General features: G+C 46.9%; 19 protein-coding genes. 8 read left to right on the top strand and 11 right to left on the bottom strand.

The genetic code is table 11. The features are described from left to right. Window positions 1-129: 129 nt before the first annotated feature. Genes GA520_RS07260 through atpD form a run of 8 tightly spaced genes read right to left on the bottom strand, consistent with a single transcriptional unit; the run spans window position 130 to window position 6,264 of the window. The gene (locus tag GA520_RS07260; RefSeq protein WP_163339472.1) at window positions 130-975 is read right to left on the bottom strand and encodes a F0F1 ATP synthase subunit gamma; all 846 of its coding nucleotides are present in this window, start codon (window positions 973-975) and stop codon (window positions 130-132) included. Then, window positions 953-2,476 (bottom strand): F0F1 ATP synthase subunit alpha, encoded by a 1,524-nt coding sequence (locus GA520_RS07255; RefSeq protein WP_163339471.1) that lies wholly within the window; start codon window positions 2,474-2,476, stop codon window positions 953-955. The genes GA520_RS07260 and GA520_RS07255 overlap by 23 nt, the downstream gene beginning before the upstream one ends. Continuing rightward, window positions 2,466-3,215 carry a F0F1 ATP synthase subunit delta gene (locus tag GA520_RS07250; protein ID WP_163339470.1) on the bottom strand — a complete coding sequence of 250 codons (750 nt, stop codon included), beginning with the start codon at window positions 3,213-3,215 and terminating at the stop codon, window positions 2,466-2,468. Before GA520_RS07250 ends, GA520_RS07255 begins: the two co-directional genes overlap by 11 nt. 14 nt (window positions 3,216-3,229) lie before the next feature. Continuing rightward, window positions 3,230-3,499: an ATP F0F1 synthase subunit C gene (locus GA520_RS07245; RefSeq protein WP_163339469.1), complete on the bottom strand. Its 270-nt coding sequence runs from the start codon at window positions 3,497-3,499 to the stop codon at window positions 3,230-3,232. Between the two features lie 10 nt (window positions 3,500-3,509). Then, window positions 3,510-4,190 (bottom strand): F0F1 ATP synthase subunit A, encoded by a 681-nt coding sequence (locus tag GA520_RS07240; RefSeq protein ID WP_163339468.1) that lies wholly within the window; start codon window positions 4,188-4,190, stop codon window positions 3,510-3,512. Next, a complete protein-coding gene (locus GA520_RS07235) occupies window positions 4,191-4,463 on the bottom strand; it encodes an AtpZ/AtpI family protein (RefSeq protein ID WP_163339467.1) in 273 nt (90 codons plus the stop codon). Further along, the gene (locus tag GA520_RS07230; protein ID WP_163339466.1) at window positions 4,460-4,870 is read right to left on the bottom strand and encodes a F0F1 ATP synthase subunit epsilon; all 411 of its coding nucleotides are present in this window, start codon (window positions 4,868-4,870) and stop codon (window positions 4,460-4,462) included. The genes GA520_RS07235 and GA520_RS07230 overlap by 4 nt, the downstream gene beginning before the upstream one ends. After that, window positions 4,867-6,264, bottom strand: a complete 1,398-nt coding sequence (gene atpD / locus GA520_RS07225) for a F0F1 ATP synthase subunit beta (RefSeq protein ID WP_163339465.1) — start codon at window positions 6,262-6,264, stop codon at window positions 4,867-4,869. Before atpD ends, GA520_RS07230 begins: the two co-directional genes overlap by 4 nt. A gap of 290 nt (window positions 6,265-6,554) precedes the next feature. Between atpD and GA520_RS07220 the strand changes: the two genes are divergently transcribed. Beyond that, the gene (locus tag GA520_RS07220; protein ID WP_163339464.1) at window positions 6,555-7,007 is read left to right on the top strand and encodes a universal stress protein; all 453 of its coding nucleotides are present in this window, start codon (window positions 6,555-6,557) and stop codon (window positions 7,005-7,007) included. A 259-nt stretch (window positions 7,008-7,266) separates the two neighbouring features. Here the strand turns inward: GA520_RS07220 and GA520_RS07215 are convergent, their stop codons facing one another. Further along, window positions 7,267-7,512 carry a rubredoxin-like domain-containing protein gene (locus tag GA520_RS07215; protein WP_163339388.1) on the bottom strand — a complete coding sequence of 82 codons (246 nt, stop codon included), beginning with the start codon at window positions 7,510-7,512 and terminating at the stop codon, window positions 7,267-7,269. A gap of 544 nt (window positions 7,513-8,056) precedes the next feature. Between GA520_RS07215 and GA520_RS07210 the strand changes: the two genes are divergently transcribed. From GA520_RS07210 to GA520_RS07185, 6 genes are all read left to right on the top strand, one after another. Continuing rightward, complete coding sequence (locus GA520_RS07210; RefSeq protein WP_163339463.1) at window positions 8,057-8,296, top strand: hypothetical protein; 240 nt, start codon at window positions 8,057-8,059, stop codon at window positions 8,294-8,296. Window positions 8,297-9,042: 746 nt separating this feature from the next. Beyond that, entirely contained in the window at window positions 9,043-9,243 is a 201-nt protein-coding gene (locus tag GA520_RS07205; protein WP_163339462.1) for a cold-shock protein, read from the top strand. Between the two features lie 90 nt (window positions 9,244-9,333). After that, complete coding sequence (locus GA520_RS07200) at window positions 9,334-9,480, top strand: hypothetical protein (protein WP_167528820.1); 147 nt, start codon at window positions 9,334-9,336, stop codon at window positions 9,478-9,480. Between the two features lie 201 nt (window positions 9,481-9,681). Continuing rightward, window positions 9,682-9,945 (top strand): cold shock domain-containing protein, encoded by a 264-nt coding sequence (locus tag GA520_RS07195; protein WP_163339461.1) that lies wholly within the window; start codon window positions 9,682-9,684, stop codon window positions 9,943-9,945. Window positions 9,946-10,370: 425 nt separating this feature from the next. Then, complete coding sequence (locus tag GA520_RS07190; protein ID WP_163339460.1) at window positions 10,371-10,886, top strand: hypothetical protein; 516 nt, start codon at window positions 10,371-10,373, stop codon at window positions 10,884-10,886. A 72-nt stretch (window positions 10,887-10,958) separates the two neighbouring features. After that, window positions 10,959-11,954: a methyltransferase gene (locus GA520_RS07185; RefSeq protein ID WP_163339459.1), complete on the top strand. Its 996-nt coding sequence runs from the start codon at window positions 10,959-10,961 to the stop codon at window positions 11,952-11,954. 236 nt (window positions 11,955-12,190) lie between these two features. On the opposite strand, the gene GA520_RS07180 is transcribed toward GA520_RS07185, so the two are convergent. Together GA520_RS07180 and GA520_RS07175 are read right to left on the bottom strand one after the other, a co-directional pair. Next, complete coding sequence (locus GA520_RS07180) at window positions 12,191-13,144, bottom strand: glycerophosphodiester phosphodiesterase family protein (RefSeq protein ID WP_163339458.1); 954 nt, start codon at window positions 13,142-13,144, stop codon at window positions 12,191-12,193. Window positions 13,145-13,194: 50 nt separating this feature from the next. After that, complete coding sequence (locus GA520_RS07175) at window positions 13,195-14,490, bottom strand: MBL fold metallo-hydrolase (protein WP_163339457.1); 1,296 nt, start codon at window positions 14,488-14,490, stop codon at window positions 13,195-13,197. Between the two features lie 207 nt (window positions 14,491-14,697). On the opposite strand from GA520_RS07175, the gene GA520_RS07170 reads away from it, so the two are divergent. Then, window positions 14,698-15,720, top strand: a complete 1,023-nt coding sequence (locus GA520_RS07170) for a LacI family DNA-binding transcriptional regulator (protein ID WP_163339456.1) — start codon at window positions 14,698-14,700, stop codon at window positions 15,718-15,720. The last annotated feature ends 49 nt before the right edge of the window (window positions 15,721-15,769 follow it).

Raw genomic sequence — 15,769 nt, 5'->3', positions numbered from 1 at the left:
GAAATGCAGGCTTGTACTCTTGAATTATTCAAGAACGTTGCGTCGATCTCGACCAAAGCCGCTGGGTATAAGATGATAACTACCCGGCATTTCGAGCATAAAACCACCCTGTCTGATGATAAATCCTGGCTAATCCTGCTTGTGCGGAAAATCAAAAACACCACTACCCAGAATTATCATCTCTATCTCTTCGGTAATCTCTTCCTGACGCAATGATCTGGCCCGGGAGTTCAGAATGGTCAGCCTTTCATCAAGCCGCCGTATGGCTCCACCCAGATGCTGGGTGCGGTACCTGTTTTCCACCATTAGAGAATCTGAAATCAACTGGGTCAGCCCCAGGAAAAGATAGTGCTGCAGGAATTTACTGAAAAATGTCTCAGGATCCAGATATAAGAGAGGAGGAAAAGTTCTCTTTGTTGATACACGAACACCTTCAGGCGGCAGTAATTGCCGACATATCATCTTACGATGTTCATCACTATGGTAGAGAACTCTTAGTGTTACAGAGTTGTGGTGCATAAGCTGCTTTTTAGCTGCACGTACCACCCGTGACAGAAGAGACGTGATCTCCTCACTGGCGCAGGCACCAGCTATACCTTCATGGCCGGGCAGCATCTCATCGAGGCGACGACAAAGTTTATGCCCCACTGCCAGGACTCGCTGCTGTTTATCAACACATTCCGGCCACTCATGGAACAAACGGTCAACCAGCAACTCATTGAATCCCCCACATAATCCTCGCTCAGAGCCTACAAGAAGCCATATTGTATTGTCTTTTTCGGTTGGCGGCCTTGGGAAATAAGTGAGAAAATCGATTACTGTTTGCTCAAGCACTTCCACCATACCACTATGGCTCCGTGTCAACCGGGAGAGTTTACGCAATTCCAGTTGTGAGAGAGTCTTCATTGAGGTGATGATCGACTGGAGTTCCCTCAGTTGACTCAGATGCAGTTCAACCTTGCGATATCGGCTCATTTAGCTGCTCATCGTGTTCACTCTCACTTTTCACTGTAATCCATGACCGGAGGTGTGAAAGCCATTTTTCTCTATCATCCTCAAGACGCAAACCGCTCAATTGCACCTGCTGTTGCAAATGCTGCATAATTCCGGAGAGTACATTGAGCTCTGCAGAATCAAAAAGCCCAGAATTGTAGGCCACCAGCCAGGCCATCTGAAATTCAATCGGCAGCGGATGCAGTTGTTCCTGTTTTAAGATTTCACGAAGTATCCGCCCCCGATATATTGCTTTTTCCATTGATGGTTCAAGTCTGGTACCAAAACGGGTGAACACCTCCAACTCCAGAAATTGCAGATAGTCCAGTTTCATTTTGCCGGCTTCAGCCTTGATTTTTGGGTGCTGGGCCTGTCCTCCGATTCGGGATACTGATCTGGCTATGTCTATAGCTGGACGTAATCCCGACGCAAACAGGTTCTGATCCAGATAAATCTGCCCATCCGTTATGGAAATCAGATTGGTGGGGATATAACTTGCGATCTCTCCCTGCTCGGTCTCAACTATAGGTAACGCGGTCATTGAGCCGCCACCATGCTCTAAGCTCAGAGTCGTGGATCGCTCAAGTAATCGTGCCTGGATGGAAAAAATATCTCCGGGATATGCTTCACGGCCCGGAGGATGTCGAAGCAGCAACGACAACTCGCGATATATTTTGGCGTGCGTACTCAGGTCATCATAGATTACCAGTGTATCACTCCCCTTGTACATCCACTCTTCAGCCATGGCGCAACCGGAAAAAGGTGCCAGATACTGCATTCCCGGCAAAGAACTGGCTATAGCCACCACGACAGCTGTATACTCCAGAGCACCATACCGGCGAAGCGTGTTAATGGTGTTGATAACCGTGGAGCGCTTCTGGCCGACGAGAACATAGATGCATTTAACCGACCCACCGCGCTGGTTGAGAACAGTATCAATAGCCAGGGCGCTTCGGCCGACTCCTTCATCTCCAATCAGCAACTGACGCTGTCCCTTGCCTATTGGAATAAGGGTATCGATTGCTTTAATGCCGCTATAGAGAGGTTTTTGCACAAAATCTCGTGCAATTATCGGCGGAGATTTCTGCTCAATAGCCCGATACCTGATATCAACCAGATCGCCCTGACCATCAAGAGGTCGCCCCAGCGAATCCACCACGCGACCTGTCACCCCCTTACCGCAAGGCACGCATAGTTGTTCATGCGCAAGAAATACCGGCATCCCTGACGTCAGGGTATTACTCTCGTCTAACAATACCGCTCCCACCTTATTATGTGCCAGGTCAAATACCATTGCCCTGCTGCCATCAGCAAAAACCACCAAGCCGTTCATCCGGGCAGATGGCAGTCCGGAAACCCAGGCGATACCGTCACCTACGGAGACCAACTGTCCCTGCTCGGTAAATCGCATCCTATAGGCATAGGTATCGAGCCATGCCTCCTGCTTGTCTAAAATGCTTGTAAAAGAAGATTTACCTTTCATGGACGATGGAAGCAAAGGTCTTGAGTTCATCATACAGGTTGGCGTGAATAACCCAGGGACCGACAGTTATACGTAACCCGGCAAGCAATGTTCGGTCAGTTGCATACTCATACATGAGTGAGTACGCCAGGAGCGAGTCCAAATAGTTTTGCAGAGTTTGCTGCTCCTGTTCATCTAAAGGATAAGCACTTAATACCTTAACTATTATATCCCTTCCATTTTCCGTCATGGCCAGCAACGCTTCTTCACGATCAACCGGCAGCTGCTGCAGCTCAACCATCAGAAATTCGACTAACCTCTTTTGCATTTCCCTGGAGGCAACACTACTCAACAGTTTGGCTGAAAATCTTGCTCCGATTTCCAAAGCCCTGTCTTCACTTTGCCGCTGCTGTTCTTCCGCCTGTCGTGCCATCAGAACCTTATTCTTTATTCTTTCAGCATCCAGCTCCTGCTGCAGCCCGTCCATCAACTGCAGTCGTTCCTGCTCAATCTCATGCTGCAGTTGTGTTCTCGCACTCCGACGTTCGTCCTCCCAGTCGATAAGGCGGTTTTCATATTTCTCGCGGAGCACCTCAGCTTCCTGCTGCATATTTCCGGCCATCTGCAATTGTTCTTCAATGCCCTGTTGACGTTGTTTGATAATATCCTTCACAGGTTGATAGAAGAAGCGTTTGAGCAGCCACACCAGCACCAGAAAATTGACAATTTCCAGCACAAATGTTGTCCAGTTCAGTTCCAAAGCAACTCTCCAGCTCACATGCCGATAAGATATTCAAGCAGCGGATTTCGGAACAACACAATAAGTACGACAACCAGAACATATATTGCCAGCGATTCGATCATTGCCAGCCCAATGAACAGCGAACGCATAATTGCTTTTTCAGCTTCCGGCTGACGAGACAGGGCCTCAAGCGCGCTGGCAATGGCCTTGCCCATCGCAAGGGCAGGCATCTGCACTCCGATGGCAAGGCCGATAATCGCTCCGAGTGTCGATACGAGTACAATTACATTCATGTCAGACATGCTGTTCTCCTTATACTGTCTGTCGCTCTTCCTGTGATTGAATGCCACCCGCTACATAAATAAGTGCCAGCATCCCAAATATATACGCCTGTACCAACGCTTCAACGATATGCAGCATCATTAGAGGTATTGGTACCAGAAAACCTGCCACCATAAGAACCAGCAGTGCAGCCATTTCCAGGCTCATCAGGTTTCCGAAAAGACGTAGTGCCAGCGCCACAGTACGCGTGACCTCACTTATAAGATGAAACGGCAGCAAGATCGGGTTTGGAGTCAGGTAGTGGGCCAGATATCGGCGGAGTCCTTGCGTCCTGATACCAAACCAGTGTACCGATAAAAATACTGTGATTGCCAGGGCGGTGGTCACCGACAGGTCGCGTGTGGGCGAATCAAGTCCCGGTACCAGCCCCAGCAGGTTGGCAAAGACCAAAAATATCCAAAGACTTGCAATAAAAGGCATAATACGTTGCGTATGATGACCGGCAACCTGGGCAACAGCCTCTTCAAGAACTGAAACAATTGCTTCAACCATCGCCTGCAAGGTAGATGGTGATCGACTCAGATTTCTGGTCAACAGCCACCCCACAGCACTGACAATTATAGTTAAGCAGATACTGGTCACCAGGCTGATACTGATATGCAATGGTCCCAGTACCGCTATATTTTCAACACCCAGACCGACATCGTTCATCTACTTCTCTCTTATAAGTAGATAGGCATTAACCCCGCCAACAATAACTCCAAGAAACAACAGGCTTAATGTCCACCGAATCGAATACCCTTCAACCAGACCGTCAAGCCAACGCCCAAGATAAGCCCCTGCTACGACAGGGAGGACGAACACCAGGCCCAGAGTCCCAAGAAATATGGTTTGGGCGAGCACAGTCGGTCTCTCCTTCTCGGCCTTTTTCATTCGTTTGACCTGTCGCTCAACATCCTTTTTTAACAGCTGCCGATCATTCATGATAACGTTATCCCCTGCCGCCGTATTTTCCACATTCGCTTGAGCAACGCCTCCTCCATCCTCTTGAGACTCTGACGAACTTCACGAAGTTGTTCCTCCTCCGCAAGCAACTCTTCTGAAAGCAGTCTCGATATATGATCGTAATTTTCATCAATCATGCAGTGCCTGCAAACCAGGTTCAATATATTGTCAGAAAAATAAAGTACTGCTCCGGGCATTGCTAAATACTGCCGCAGTTTTTTCCCACACCGAAAGCTGGCCAGGCCCAGCACCAGCACAGTCATAAACCGGGCGTGACCGGGCAGAATACCGAAACTGCCGCTTTCATCTTCTCCCACAAAAGAGGTGACTCCTTGTATCTGTATGTCTTTCTGGCTGTCAAAGACCTGCAGAGTAAAGCTGTTCATGGTCGAATCTCTTTCATTGTTCCTCGGAAGTAGCATTCCTTTTCCGGTATATCGTCATAATCACCTTTTAAAAATCCCTGGCAATCGTCAAGGGTATCAGACAGGCAGACCGACTTTCCTTCCATCCCGGTAAAGGCGGCAGTTACGGCGAACGGCTGGGTAAGATACCGCTGCAGTTTACGTGCTCGCATGACTATCAGCCGATCCTTTTCAGTAAGTTCTTCAATACCCAGCATAGTTATTATATCCTCAAGCTCAGTATAACGCGCCATTGCCTCGCGAACCCCTTCTGCAATCGTATAATGAAAATCCCCCAGAGTATGGCGATCCATCAATTTGCTGGTGGAACACAACGGGTCGACAGCAGGATAGACCCCTTTGGCGGCCTGTTGTCGTGAAAGAATAACCGTGGTATCGAGATGTTTGAGAATAGCGTTCACTGCTGGGTCACTCATGTCATCAGCAGGCACATACACAGCTTGAACCGACGTTATTGATCCTTTCCGGGTAGAAAGTATTCGATCCTGCAATTCAGCAACTTCAGTGTGCAGAGTTGGCTGATAGCCTACCGTTGCGGGCATTCGCCCAAGCAGGCTTGAAATTTCGCTACCAGCCTGAACAAAACGGAAAATGTTGTCCATTACGAACAACACCTCTTTCTGCATAGTATCACGTAAATACTCAGCGTAGGTAAGAGCCGACAGCCCGACCCGAAAACGCACCCCCGGCGATTCATCCATTTGACCAAACAGCATCACCGTCTGCGGCATAACACCGGCCTTACGCATCTCATGCCATAACTCATGCCCTTCGCGAATGCGTTCGCCAACTCCTGCAAAAACAGAAACCCCGTGATGAATTGCAGAGATTGCATGCATAAATTCCATCACCAACACGGTTTTGCCAACTCCGGCACCGCCAAACAAACCGGTTTTTCCTCCGGCGGCAAATGGACAGAGCAAATCAATCACCTTAATACCTGTTTCCAGGATTCCGCTGGTCTCAAGTGTATCAGAAAGCCCCGGTGGGGGGGCGTGGATGTTTCTAAATAGTTCAGCAGAGAGTGGCGTACCGCCATCAAGCGGTTCACCAAAGATATTGACCAGACGTCCCAGGCAATCTGATGTGACCGGTACGTGAAGAGATGCACCACTGTCGTATACCATCATGCCACGGTAGAGCCCGCTGGTCTCATGCAGGGTAATTGCACGGATATGATGCTGATCTATATGCTGATGCACCTCAAACATATAGATTTCACCATCTAATTCTGCACTCAGGGCCTGACGCAGCGGCGGCAATCGGCAACAATTCACCTCAACCACCGGCCCATGCACTTCAGATATAGTGCCAATGGCAGTTGTTAAATCAGGTGTATCTTCGACGTAATTCATTTCCACGATGACTCCTGTTCAGAGAAATTAGGAAATCGGGAAAATGCGAATTGAATGTTTTTATGTGTCAGAAAAACAGACTACGTTTTATTTTATCATTATGATGTAAAAAAAGAAAAGGATGAGCCCTTTCTCATCCATATACCGACATACATATCCAGCAGATTTGACACACCAGCCTGCTCCATTTGCCAGTCGTTCCCGACATGTGATAAAATAAAAATGACAAGAGATGTTCATCTGCCACCGCATAAATACTACCACCTTAACACATTATGTAAGGAGGGATTATGCAAGATCTCGCACTCATTGTTGTCCCTGTTGACCTGGACCAGCACACTCAAAAACTAGTAGACTTTGCCATAGACATGGCTAAAAAACTAAATTGCAAAATAGCTTTTTTCCATTGTGTTGAATCTGTTACATCTGTCCCCATGGGGGCAATGGCAATGGCACAATTCAAACATGAAGATTATGATTCAGCACATGTAAAGAAAGCTGAAGAAGTCCTTGATGGGATCATCAAGAAAGCTGCTGGAAAGTGTGATACATGTCGAGGCAAGGTCGTCGTAGGCGATCCTGTCGACAAAATTCTTACATATGCTGAAGGCCAAAATGCCGATATGATCATTATCGGAACCCATGGAAAAAGCGGACTTACAAAGATCCTGCTTGGCAGTGTCGCTCACCGGGTACTCAAGCGAGCCCACTGCCCAGTTCTGGTGATGAATCCATATCGGTAAGGTGCTGACAACCAACACCTTACCGATACTTCTATCACATGGGCGGGCCAGAACCAGAGTAAAGATGCCGGTCTGACTCTATTGCTGGGATGTATGCAGCCGAAGCTACTCAGCTGTCATTTTGTCAGGACAAAGATATCCAAACGCACTTCACGCAGATTTCCATATTGCCTGCACAAGGTGGAAAACTCCGTGGCAATGGATAAGTCACTGTTTCAAAAAATGATTCACGACTGTCGCCCAAATGACGTACGTATACTCACAGCCGCGGGTCGATATTGCCCGGCCCGCCGCAATCCGGAGTGTAGCATGTGATATTTTTAAAATCACACTCCTGCCCGCACTCGGGACAAATCTCGGGTGGGTTTGGTGAGGTGATGATAAAGCTGCAACTACTGCACCTCCAATAGGTTAAGCCACACTGCGGGCAAATATCCCCTACAAATTTTCCTGAAGCCGTGTAACCGCAGAGTACACATTCCATAGCGTTCTTTTTCTGATCCATTTCTTTATCTCCTCAGTAAATCTTTATGTATCTCTCTGAATATAATAGGAGTAATTTTCACTCCAGGCCTGTATTCAGATTTCACGAGGTAAACTGCAAGATGGATGTTTGTATGGTGAATATTTTGGAAGATGTCTGCAAACATTGGATTGAAACCCTTCACCGCATCATTAACGATTCAACCCTCCCTCTTCTGATCTTATTCTATCACCCCAAGGGCGTCTAAATCAATGGAGCTATGTGGCACAGCAAGTGGTAGGCATTAATGCGGGTACCTTGAGAGGCTGGATAAGATACTTTTAATTGGAGAAATACATCTCGAGTACTTATGGAAAAATGATGCTGATTTATTCATTCCATTTGAGCCGGTATTAATTGTACCGGTAACAGGGTACTTATGAGCAGGTAATACTACTCATCGCAACATAGAAATTTAAATGTTATATTTTATTCCGATATTCAGTCAGATAGAGACACTACTGGCAAACCAAAATCTATTATCATTTTACCCCTAAGCTCATCAAGAAATTAGGCTCCAAAACGGTTGATATTATCATTACTCAGCCTGCTATCAGTTGTTACAGCCTGCGCCAACAGTAACAGGGAAGATCGGGGGCGCGGAGGACAACAAGGACCGCCACCAGAGGCGATCGCAGCCTGTGAAGGAAAGGCAGAGGGTGACAGCGTAACCTTCAAGGGAAGGAGAGGGGAATCAATGAAAGCCACATGTGAAGTAATCAATGATCAACTCGCAGCCGTCCCTGAAAAACACAAACGCGACTGATCCTGATTACCTGGAGGCTAAACGGGGTTTTCATCAGTTCAGGTGGTGCCGTTTTCAAGGTGTGTGGCAGTAAGTAATATGAGACTATCTCTGCCACCAAAACACTTTCGAAGACGGCACCGGCTGAACTGACCTTTTATGAACATTCTGCACGATTTAGTTACATATACCAAAAAACTGATAGCGATATCATGCGACGACCAGCACCATATTGGTACAGTGATTATAAAATAACAGGGCTAACCTGTCTCTGGATACACCACCGGCATAACATTTTATAGGCGTAACACATCGAACAACTGGTTGAAGTAATACAATAACAACGACTTCACTAACCACTTAAAAACACTGTACTAATTAAATAATGGTGAAATATTTGGCATCTATACTGGCCTTGGGAGTAAAGACAGGTTGACTCAATTTTCGGTTCAATCATCCTTGCTGTATCTATTTAAGAATTCTTCTTGTCAAACTACTAATCTGCACTTGTGTTAGATAAGCTTTGTTTTTTCTATATTATCCATTATAATACCAGGCAAACGTCCGAAACGTATACCCACCGCATAGGCCTCAAACCCTTACCTTTGCAGTAGAGATTCCTTTTTCGATTTCGGCATTAAGAAAGTCTGTACACTGATAAACTAATTTATCTGGACATTCAGACTTCAAGTCGATGTGTCACATGATGCCTCGACACTATAACAAAACGGTTCCCAAGGGACCAAAGTACACAGGAGTATTTCACGATGGCTGAAGGCACAGTAAAATGGTTTAACGATGCTAAAGGTTTTGGTTTTATCGAGATGGATGGTGGCAAAGATGTATTTGTTCATCATTCTGCAATTCAAGCAGAAGGTTTTAAGTCCCTCACAGAAGGTGCACGGGTAACCTTCGATGTTGTAGACGGCCCCAAAGGACCTGCTGCTGAGAACGTTGTACAACAGTAAGCAGACCTTGATATAGACCCTTGTAAAGACCTCGCATTATGCGAGGTCTTTTTCGTAGTAAAACACGCAGTAAAGAGAAAGAGCATAATCTTGGCCAGAACAAACTATTCATTTGAAAAACGCCAGAAGGAATTGGCAAAGAAAAAAAAGAAAGAGGAAAAAAGGCAGAAGAAGCTCGAAAAAAATAATAAAGACGCTGCCGCTGAAGCAGACAATCCTCCTCCTCAAGACGATTAGCAACCCAACTTATTATCATTAAACTCAGTCCGATAAGGGCGCTCATTCATTTCGAATTTGCCTGACATCATGTCTTCGGTACTAATGTAGTCTTCTATCACATCAGCACATTATAGCAAAAACCGGCTTATGAAAGCCATTGTTCAGATACCTGCCTGCATTTGCAGGCCGAATCACATCCATATAATTATAGGTGCTTTTTTGCAAACAACAGTCAAAAAATGGTTCCGTGACAAGGACACCGGATTTCTCGATAATGGTAATGGCCCGGACATCAGGGTGAGTAAGGCGGACCTTACTAACTGTCAATTCTTAAAAGTCGGTGCAACTGTTGAGTTTGAATGTCACATAAATAAGCAGAAACTCACCGCGAAGAAGGTCAAACTCATCGGCCAGAATAAATTCAAGAACTCAAAGAACAGGAATCAGGGCGGTCAAAATTTTCCTTTCGGAGTAATGACGTAAGTTGACTCAAACAATAACTCCTGAGACCATTCCCCTACGAGAATATACTTCCTGATTTTATTCGGGATGCTGCGGCATGGTGTTCCCCCCGCGAGGACCTCAGCAAATATCAAATTTGCACTGGTGCACCTGATACTTTCAAACCCCGAAAAAACCATTTAGCTGCAACGCAGTCTCTTAATACTATTCCAGGGTCAGGACGAGAATTATTGCATCAAAAGCCCTATCCTGATATATCTTATCCTGCCCTAATCATTTCCACCTTTACTTGTCAGGATTAAAGGGTTCTGGAAAGTTCTTCGGTGATCAGGTAGTATCAGTACCGTTTGCTGCGATCTGAATACCGGAAGCAATGGTAAGACCTCTGGCAAGTGCCGTTTCAACATAATTCATGACAAGATAATACAGAATAGTGAGGGATGATTATGGATATAGGTGCGCTGGGGATCACACTTAATGGATCCTACACCAGGTTTTCTCTATATATTGGTCTTGCTATCTGTGTTTCGATACTGGTCGGATTCATCACCATCCTTACCAGAATGAGTAGAATCCGTAGAGAATGCCGGGAAACACTCGCCGTACGATATGACTCCGGTGATATTGTGTGCCATGACAACCTGGCACATTATCTCGGTATAGATTCGGTGCAAGGCAAACAAATCAGGGCAAAAGGTGTGCTTGTCTTAGCCCAGAATGAACTGTTTTTTCTCCGCCTGCACCCTCGGCTAGAACTTTGTATTCCCCTTAAAAAAATAAAGCGCATAGTAAATCCGACTCATTTCCTGGACATTTCAGCCTCCACCCCTCTGTTGCAGATAGATTTCCAGGAAGATGAAGGTACCCTCAGCTCAGTGGCCTGGAAGATACGGGATATCGCCTCGTTTACGGAATCACTAAGGGCCCAGCGAAAAAAGATCCAACCGAAAAAAAAGAAGTAATGGTGCGAGCACACTACAAAAGAGAATATAAACCGAGAGACCTATAAAAATTCCATGTGAAAGGAGACAGCTATGGCTACGATATGGCATCCAGGTGAACTGCTGAGTACCTCCAGCGCCTACTGGCGCGGTTGCACCTTGCAGGCTTCAGTCAGGCTCCGGATCTATTCAAAACTTGCCGATGGACCATTAACCGGAACGAAACTCGCGGCAGAAATTGGGAGTGACACCAGGGCAACCCTTCTCCTGCTCGATGCCCTCTCTGCCATGGGGTTATTGATAAAAAAGGACGACACCTACGAGAACAGTCAGGCATCCGGGAATTTTCTTGTTGAATCATCTCAGAACTACATGGGACACATCATTCTTCATCACCACCATCTGCTTGATGGTTGGGCACAACTCGGTCACGCAGTTCAGACCGGCGAGCCGGTGTCCAGGCGCTCCTATGGCCAGGAGGTTGAAAGGGAAAGCTTTCTCATGGGGATGTTTAACCTGGCTTCGCAAATTGCCCCCCAGATAGCAGCTCAAATAGACCTGTCCGGCTATCATCGTCTTCTTGACCTGGGAGGCGGACCTGGCACATTTGCCATACATTTTTGCAAGGAAAACAAGGATCTCGAGGCAGTTATTTTTGACAGACCCACAACCGAGGTATTTGCCCGAAATACAATATCGAAGTTTGATCTCGCTGATCGCATCGAGTTTTTAGCCGGAGACTTCCTGACAGACCCTCTTTCAGGTGGTCCATATGATGTCGCCTGGCTCTCCCATGTGCTGCACAGCAATACTCTCGAACAATGCCGACAGTTAATTGGGAAATGCGTTGAATCCATGAAAAAAGGGGGCCTGATCTTAATTCATGACTTCATCCTCGATGACGCCAAAGATGGACCCGAATTTCCGGCCCTGTTTTCACTCAATATGTTACTGGCTAACAATGGCGGCCGTTCGTATTCTCAAAAGGAGATATGTGACATGCTGCGGGATGCGGGAGTTCCCCACCCTGAACGCCACTCGTTCAGGGCCAAAAACGACTCCTCCATTATTTATGGCACTGTTGGTTAGCCAATAACCAGGAGCGTGTCGGAGAAAACCCTTTTGACCCATCTCTTCGTTATTTGCAGAAAATTTTATGCTCGCAGGTAGCGCAGACTCCGATATCAACCATATGGCGGTACTGAATTTTCTGCAATTGCCTCGATCTGAGCCCAAATGGCAATTCCCGGACAACCTCTTAGAGGCGTGAAAAATCACGGGTAACACAACAAATGCGGTGACGGCTTCCAACGATTGTTTATTTCCTATACCATCCGGGCTAGGGCGTTTCTGGCATCCCGATAGTAATCCGTAAAAATACCATCAACCCCTGCACGCGCCCATTTCTGGACCAGGTTCATATCGTTGATGGTGAAAATATTGACGAGAAATCCCCGTTGCTGGACTTTACTCATGAACTCCTCAGTGAGAGAGCGATGCCAGAGATTCACTGCGACAGCTCCCATTTCTTCGGCAGCATCAAGTAACTTCTCATCATAGAAATCGCCGCTTAATGCGCGATGAACTATCTCATAGAGGACCTCTTTTTCCCGAGTGTCTGAATAAGCCTTGTCGATCAACTTTTTGTTTTCTTCATAGCTACTTTCTTTCGGCAGGATATAGTCTTCTTCCGGGTAGGCAAATATTCTATAAAATTTCCCCGGCCCACAGGGGAGCTTCTCTAACAATTTATCTCTGAGGATGGCACCTGAAAGCACGGCAATCTGCAGTTCCGGACAATACTCTTTCAGGTCCCTCAACTCCTGCCAGTTAAAAGAGCTGATAAGGAAATCCTTTTCCTTAAGCTTTCCATTATCCAGCCATTGCCGGAGAATTTCACCGCAAGGCGTGCCGCTCCCCCGCCCTTTCAACTCCAAATGCATGACCGTTCTTTTGTCAGCCGGTAGTGCAGCGACAAGCTCAAGCACCTCAAGCAATTCAGGAATTCGATCTTTTCCCCTGCCGGGATCTCCTGCATAAAGCTGAGAGATCGCATCCCAGTTCGTCCTGAAAACAGGTCCCGAACCTGTAGACACCTCGCTCAGGTCCAGATTATGAACAACGATAGGTCTTTTATCGGCTGTAAGCTGCACATCAAATTCAATGGCAGATATTCCTTCATCAATAACTTTTTTGAATGCACGTATGGTATTCTGGTTATAGTCCGGATACCCGCACCCCCTGTGACCGATAAGTAAACACTTTGTGTCTTCCGCCATCCCTGCTTCCTTTAAATGCTGATCAATAAACGAGTCAATGACATTAGTAATTATTCGTTACCATCCAGCAGGTAGCGAACCCCTTCTTCTGCAAGATCAAACGGGCTGTGTTCCAGATACTCTGTATGGTACCCGAGAACTTTTCCCTGAATTGCCTGTTGCAGCAATTCTACCTGCTTCCAGTGGCTATGTACACTGTCCGGATTATCGAACTCAATCTCGTGAAACACAAGATCACAGTGGGCAAACCATGCGGCAGTGAGTTCTTCCCGTTTGAGGACATTATTAATCACCTCATCATATTTGGTATCTCCCGAATAGCCGAAACACCTGCCCCCCGCTGATATCTTGAGGCCGATTGTCCCATATGGCAAGATATGATGATTCCAGCGGCTTTCAATTGTTACAGGGCCCAGCTCAAAAGGAATCCCAGGCACTAACGACTGCACAACCACGAGATCTTTCAGGTCAGGGAACAGCGGAGAGTACACCTTGTCAAGAAGACGGAACACACTGTCTGCCGCGAGAATACGCAAACGGCGTCGGTGCTTTCGTGCACGTTGCAGACAGGCAGTGAATCCCTGAATATGGTCTTCATGATTGTGCGTAAACAGAAAGTGGGTAATGTCGTCCCAATGGATGTCATGCTCTGCGAGGGTATGGGCCGGATAGCCGCACGGATCTATCCAGATAACATATTTATCAAACCGGACAAGGGTGTTGGCCACTATGCCATTAAAACCGTTACCACAGCCGATGGGCGTGATTTCCAGACAATCACGTGGTGCCTGATCGCGTGGCACAGTTGCCAGCAACGCTTCGATATCATCATCAGTACCAACAGGAGTAAACTCTGACCTGTCATAAACGACCCGCCCTTTATCCAAAACAATGATCTCCCCCTTGTCGCATCGCACCTCAAGATCCCGTTTACGATAATGCGGTTGGGCGATATTTACCCGGCACCAATTATCAAGCCACCTCTTCCTGACAATCGAAAGACGTTTTGCGTCGAAAAAGTAGGGGAAGATACGGCCAAGGTGGTAGTGGAGCTGTTCGACGTTACGCCTCTGCCCCACATACTCCTTTACCAGACCGCCCTTCGTTTGTGCAAACCAGAGAACAAACTCTTCACCGGTGCGGTTGTCACCGGCAAGGGACACTTCCCAATCAGGTACAACCACGATTTCTTCCCGAAAACCGTGTTCGACCAGGAATTTTGCTATATCCGGCATGCTCCCGATACGTACCGTGCCACTTGAGGTTGCAACCAGATCGACATGCATCCCACCACAGTCGATTCGGTGTACCCGCTCAGTTAAATTTGTTACTCTACTGCACCTCATCCACGCGTCCCAAGTTTGAATGTATATGTTTACATTGCCATAATAATATCTGATAGAAATTTTCACATCAAGATCTTAACCATTAAACGATAATAATCATATTTTAACGGTATATTAATAATTAATTTCAACTACAATAAATTCATTGACACGCTCAAAGCTCCACTGTTATAGAAATGTAAGCGTTTACATTTGAAGGGGAGATTCGTGAGTACAATTCTTGATGTTGCACGACTTGCGGGAGTATCAACAGCCACGGTGTCGAGGGTTATTAATTCCCCGGATTCCGTGCGTGAAGAGACCAGGGAGAAAGTGTACCTGGCAATGGCGAAGTGCAACTACAAGTATAATGCCCTCGCCCGTGGATTTGTTACCAAAAGGTCAAATACCATCGGCCTCATTATCCCGACCATCAATAACCCTGTTTTTGCAGACTCAACCCTTGGCGTCCAGGAATATGGAGATGCCAATAACATCAGGGTTATCCTCGGTAACTCTTACTACAAGTACTCCCAGGAGGAAAACCTGGTAAAGGTTCTTCGCGAGAGCCAGGTGGACGGACTCATCCTCACTACCACGAATCTCAAGGGAGATGTCCTTAAATCCCTTATTGACGAAAAATTCCCTTTTGTGCTCCTGTTCAGTACAGTCAAGGGTGGTCCCTTCTCTGCGGTCGGGATAGACAACTACCGTGGCGGCTATCTTGCCACCGAACACCTGGTGTCGCTCGGGCACAAACGTATCGGTATGGTGGCTGGCAATTTTTCCATGACCGACAGGAGCTACCACCGCTGGCACGGCTATAAGAGCTGCCTCAGAAACAACAAAATTTCTTATGACAAAGAGTTGCTGGTCCAGACTGACTACTCCCTCTCGGGTGGGCGGGACTCCATCAAGAAATTACTTGGTCTGCCCTCCCCTCCCACCGCGGTTTTCTGTTCCAATGATTATATCGCTCTCGGAGCGATCAAGGGCGCGAGGGAAACGGGTCTTATCCTGCCCGAGGAATTGTCAATTGTCGGTTTTGACGATATGCAAACCGCCTCCTATATGGTTCCGGCACTGACAACCATCCGTCAACCGGCATATGAGATGGGCCGGCGTGCTGCCGAGCTGCTCTTGAGCCAGATAGAACAACCTTCAAAACCAATACAAGACATGATGGATATTGCGCTGGTTGTACGGGAATCGTCCACCGCTGTCCGTGAGACAACCCATAAAGAAGAGTAACATCCGGATTCAGACCAGAAAAACAGGCTGCTGCAAATGTTGCGGCAAC

The sequence above is a fragment of the Desulfopila sp. IMCC35008 genome (genome assembly GCF_010646885.2).
Taxonomy (GTDB): domain Bacteria; phylum Desulfobacterota; class Desulfobulbia; order Desulfobulbales; family Desulfocapsaceae; genus Desulfopila.
The sequence above is the reverse complement of the archived record's forward strand: the minus strand, read 5'-3'. Positions and strand labels throughout refer to the sequence as shown.

What these genes read in the sequence shown, in the direction of transcription:
- GA520_RS07240 (WP_163339468.1), bottom strand. Translation starts at nt 4,190, where the DNA reads ATGAACGATGTCGGTCTGGGTGTTGAAAATATAGCGGTACTGGGACCA.
- GA520_RS07255 (WP_163339471.1), bottom strand. Translation starts at nt 2,476, where the DNA reads ATGAAAGGTAAATCTTCTTTTACAAGCATTTTAGACAAGCAGGAGGCA.
- atpD (WP_163339465.1), bottom strand. Translation starts at nt 6,264, where the DNA reads ATGAATTACGTCGAAGATACACCTGATTTAACAACTGCCATTGGCACT.
- GA520_RS07230 (WP_163339466.1), bottom strand. Translation starts at nt 4,870, where the DNA reads ATGAACAGCTTTACTCTGCAGGTCTTTGACAGCCAGAAAGACATACAG.
- GA520_RS07175 (WP_163339457.1), bottom strand. Translation starts at nt 14,490, where the DNA reads ATGAGGTGCAGTAGAGTAACAAATTTAACTGAGCGGGTACACCGAATC.
- GA520_RS07180 (WP_163339458.1), bottom strand. Translation starts at nt 13,144, where the DNA reads ATGGCGGAAGACACAAAGTGTTTACTTATCGGTCACAGGGGGTGCGGG.
- GA520_RS07260 (WP_163339472.1), bottom strand. Translation starts at nt 975, where the DNA reads ATGAGCCGATATCGCAAGGTTGAACTGCATCTGAGTCAACTGAGGGAA.
- GA520_RS07245 (WP_163339469.1), bottom strand. Translation starts at nt 3,499, where the DNA reads ATGTCTGACATGAATGTAATTGTACTCGTATCGACACTCGGAGCGATT.
- GA520_RS07205 (WP_163339462.1), top strand. Translation starts at nt 9,043, where the DNA reads ATGGCTGAAGGCACAGTAAAATGGTTTAACGATGCTAAAGGTTTTGGT.
- GA520_RS07235 (WP_163339467.1), bottom strand. Translation starts at nt 4,463, where the DNA reads ATGAATGATCGGCAGCTGTTAAAAAAGGATGTTGAGCGACAGGTCAAA.
- GA520_RS07185 (WP_163339459.1), top strand. Translation starts at nt 10,959, where the DNA reads ATGGCTACGATATGGCATCCAGGTGAACTGCTGAGTACCTCCAGCGCC.
- GA520_RS07215 (WP_163339388.1), bottom strand. Translation starts at nt 7,512, where the DNA reads ATGGATCAGAAAAAGAACGCTATGGAATGTGTACTCTGCGGTTACACG.
- GA520_RS07190 (WP_163339460.1), top strand. Translation starts at nt 10,371, where the DNA reads ATGGATATAGGTGCGCTGGGGATCACACTTAATGGATCCTACACCAGG.
- GA520_RS07220 (WP_163339464.1), top strand. Translation starts at nt 6,555, where the DNA reads ATGCAAGATCTCGCACTCATTGTTGTCCCTGTTGACCTGGACCAGCAC.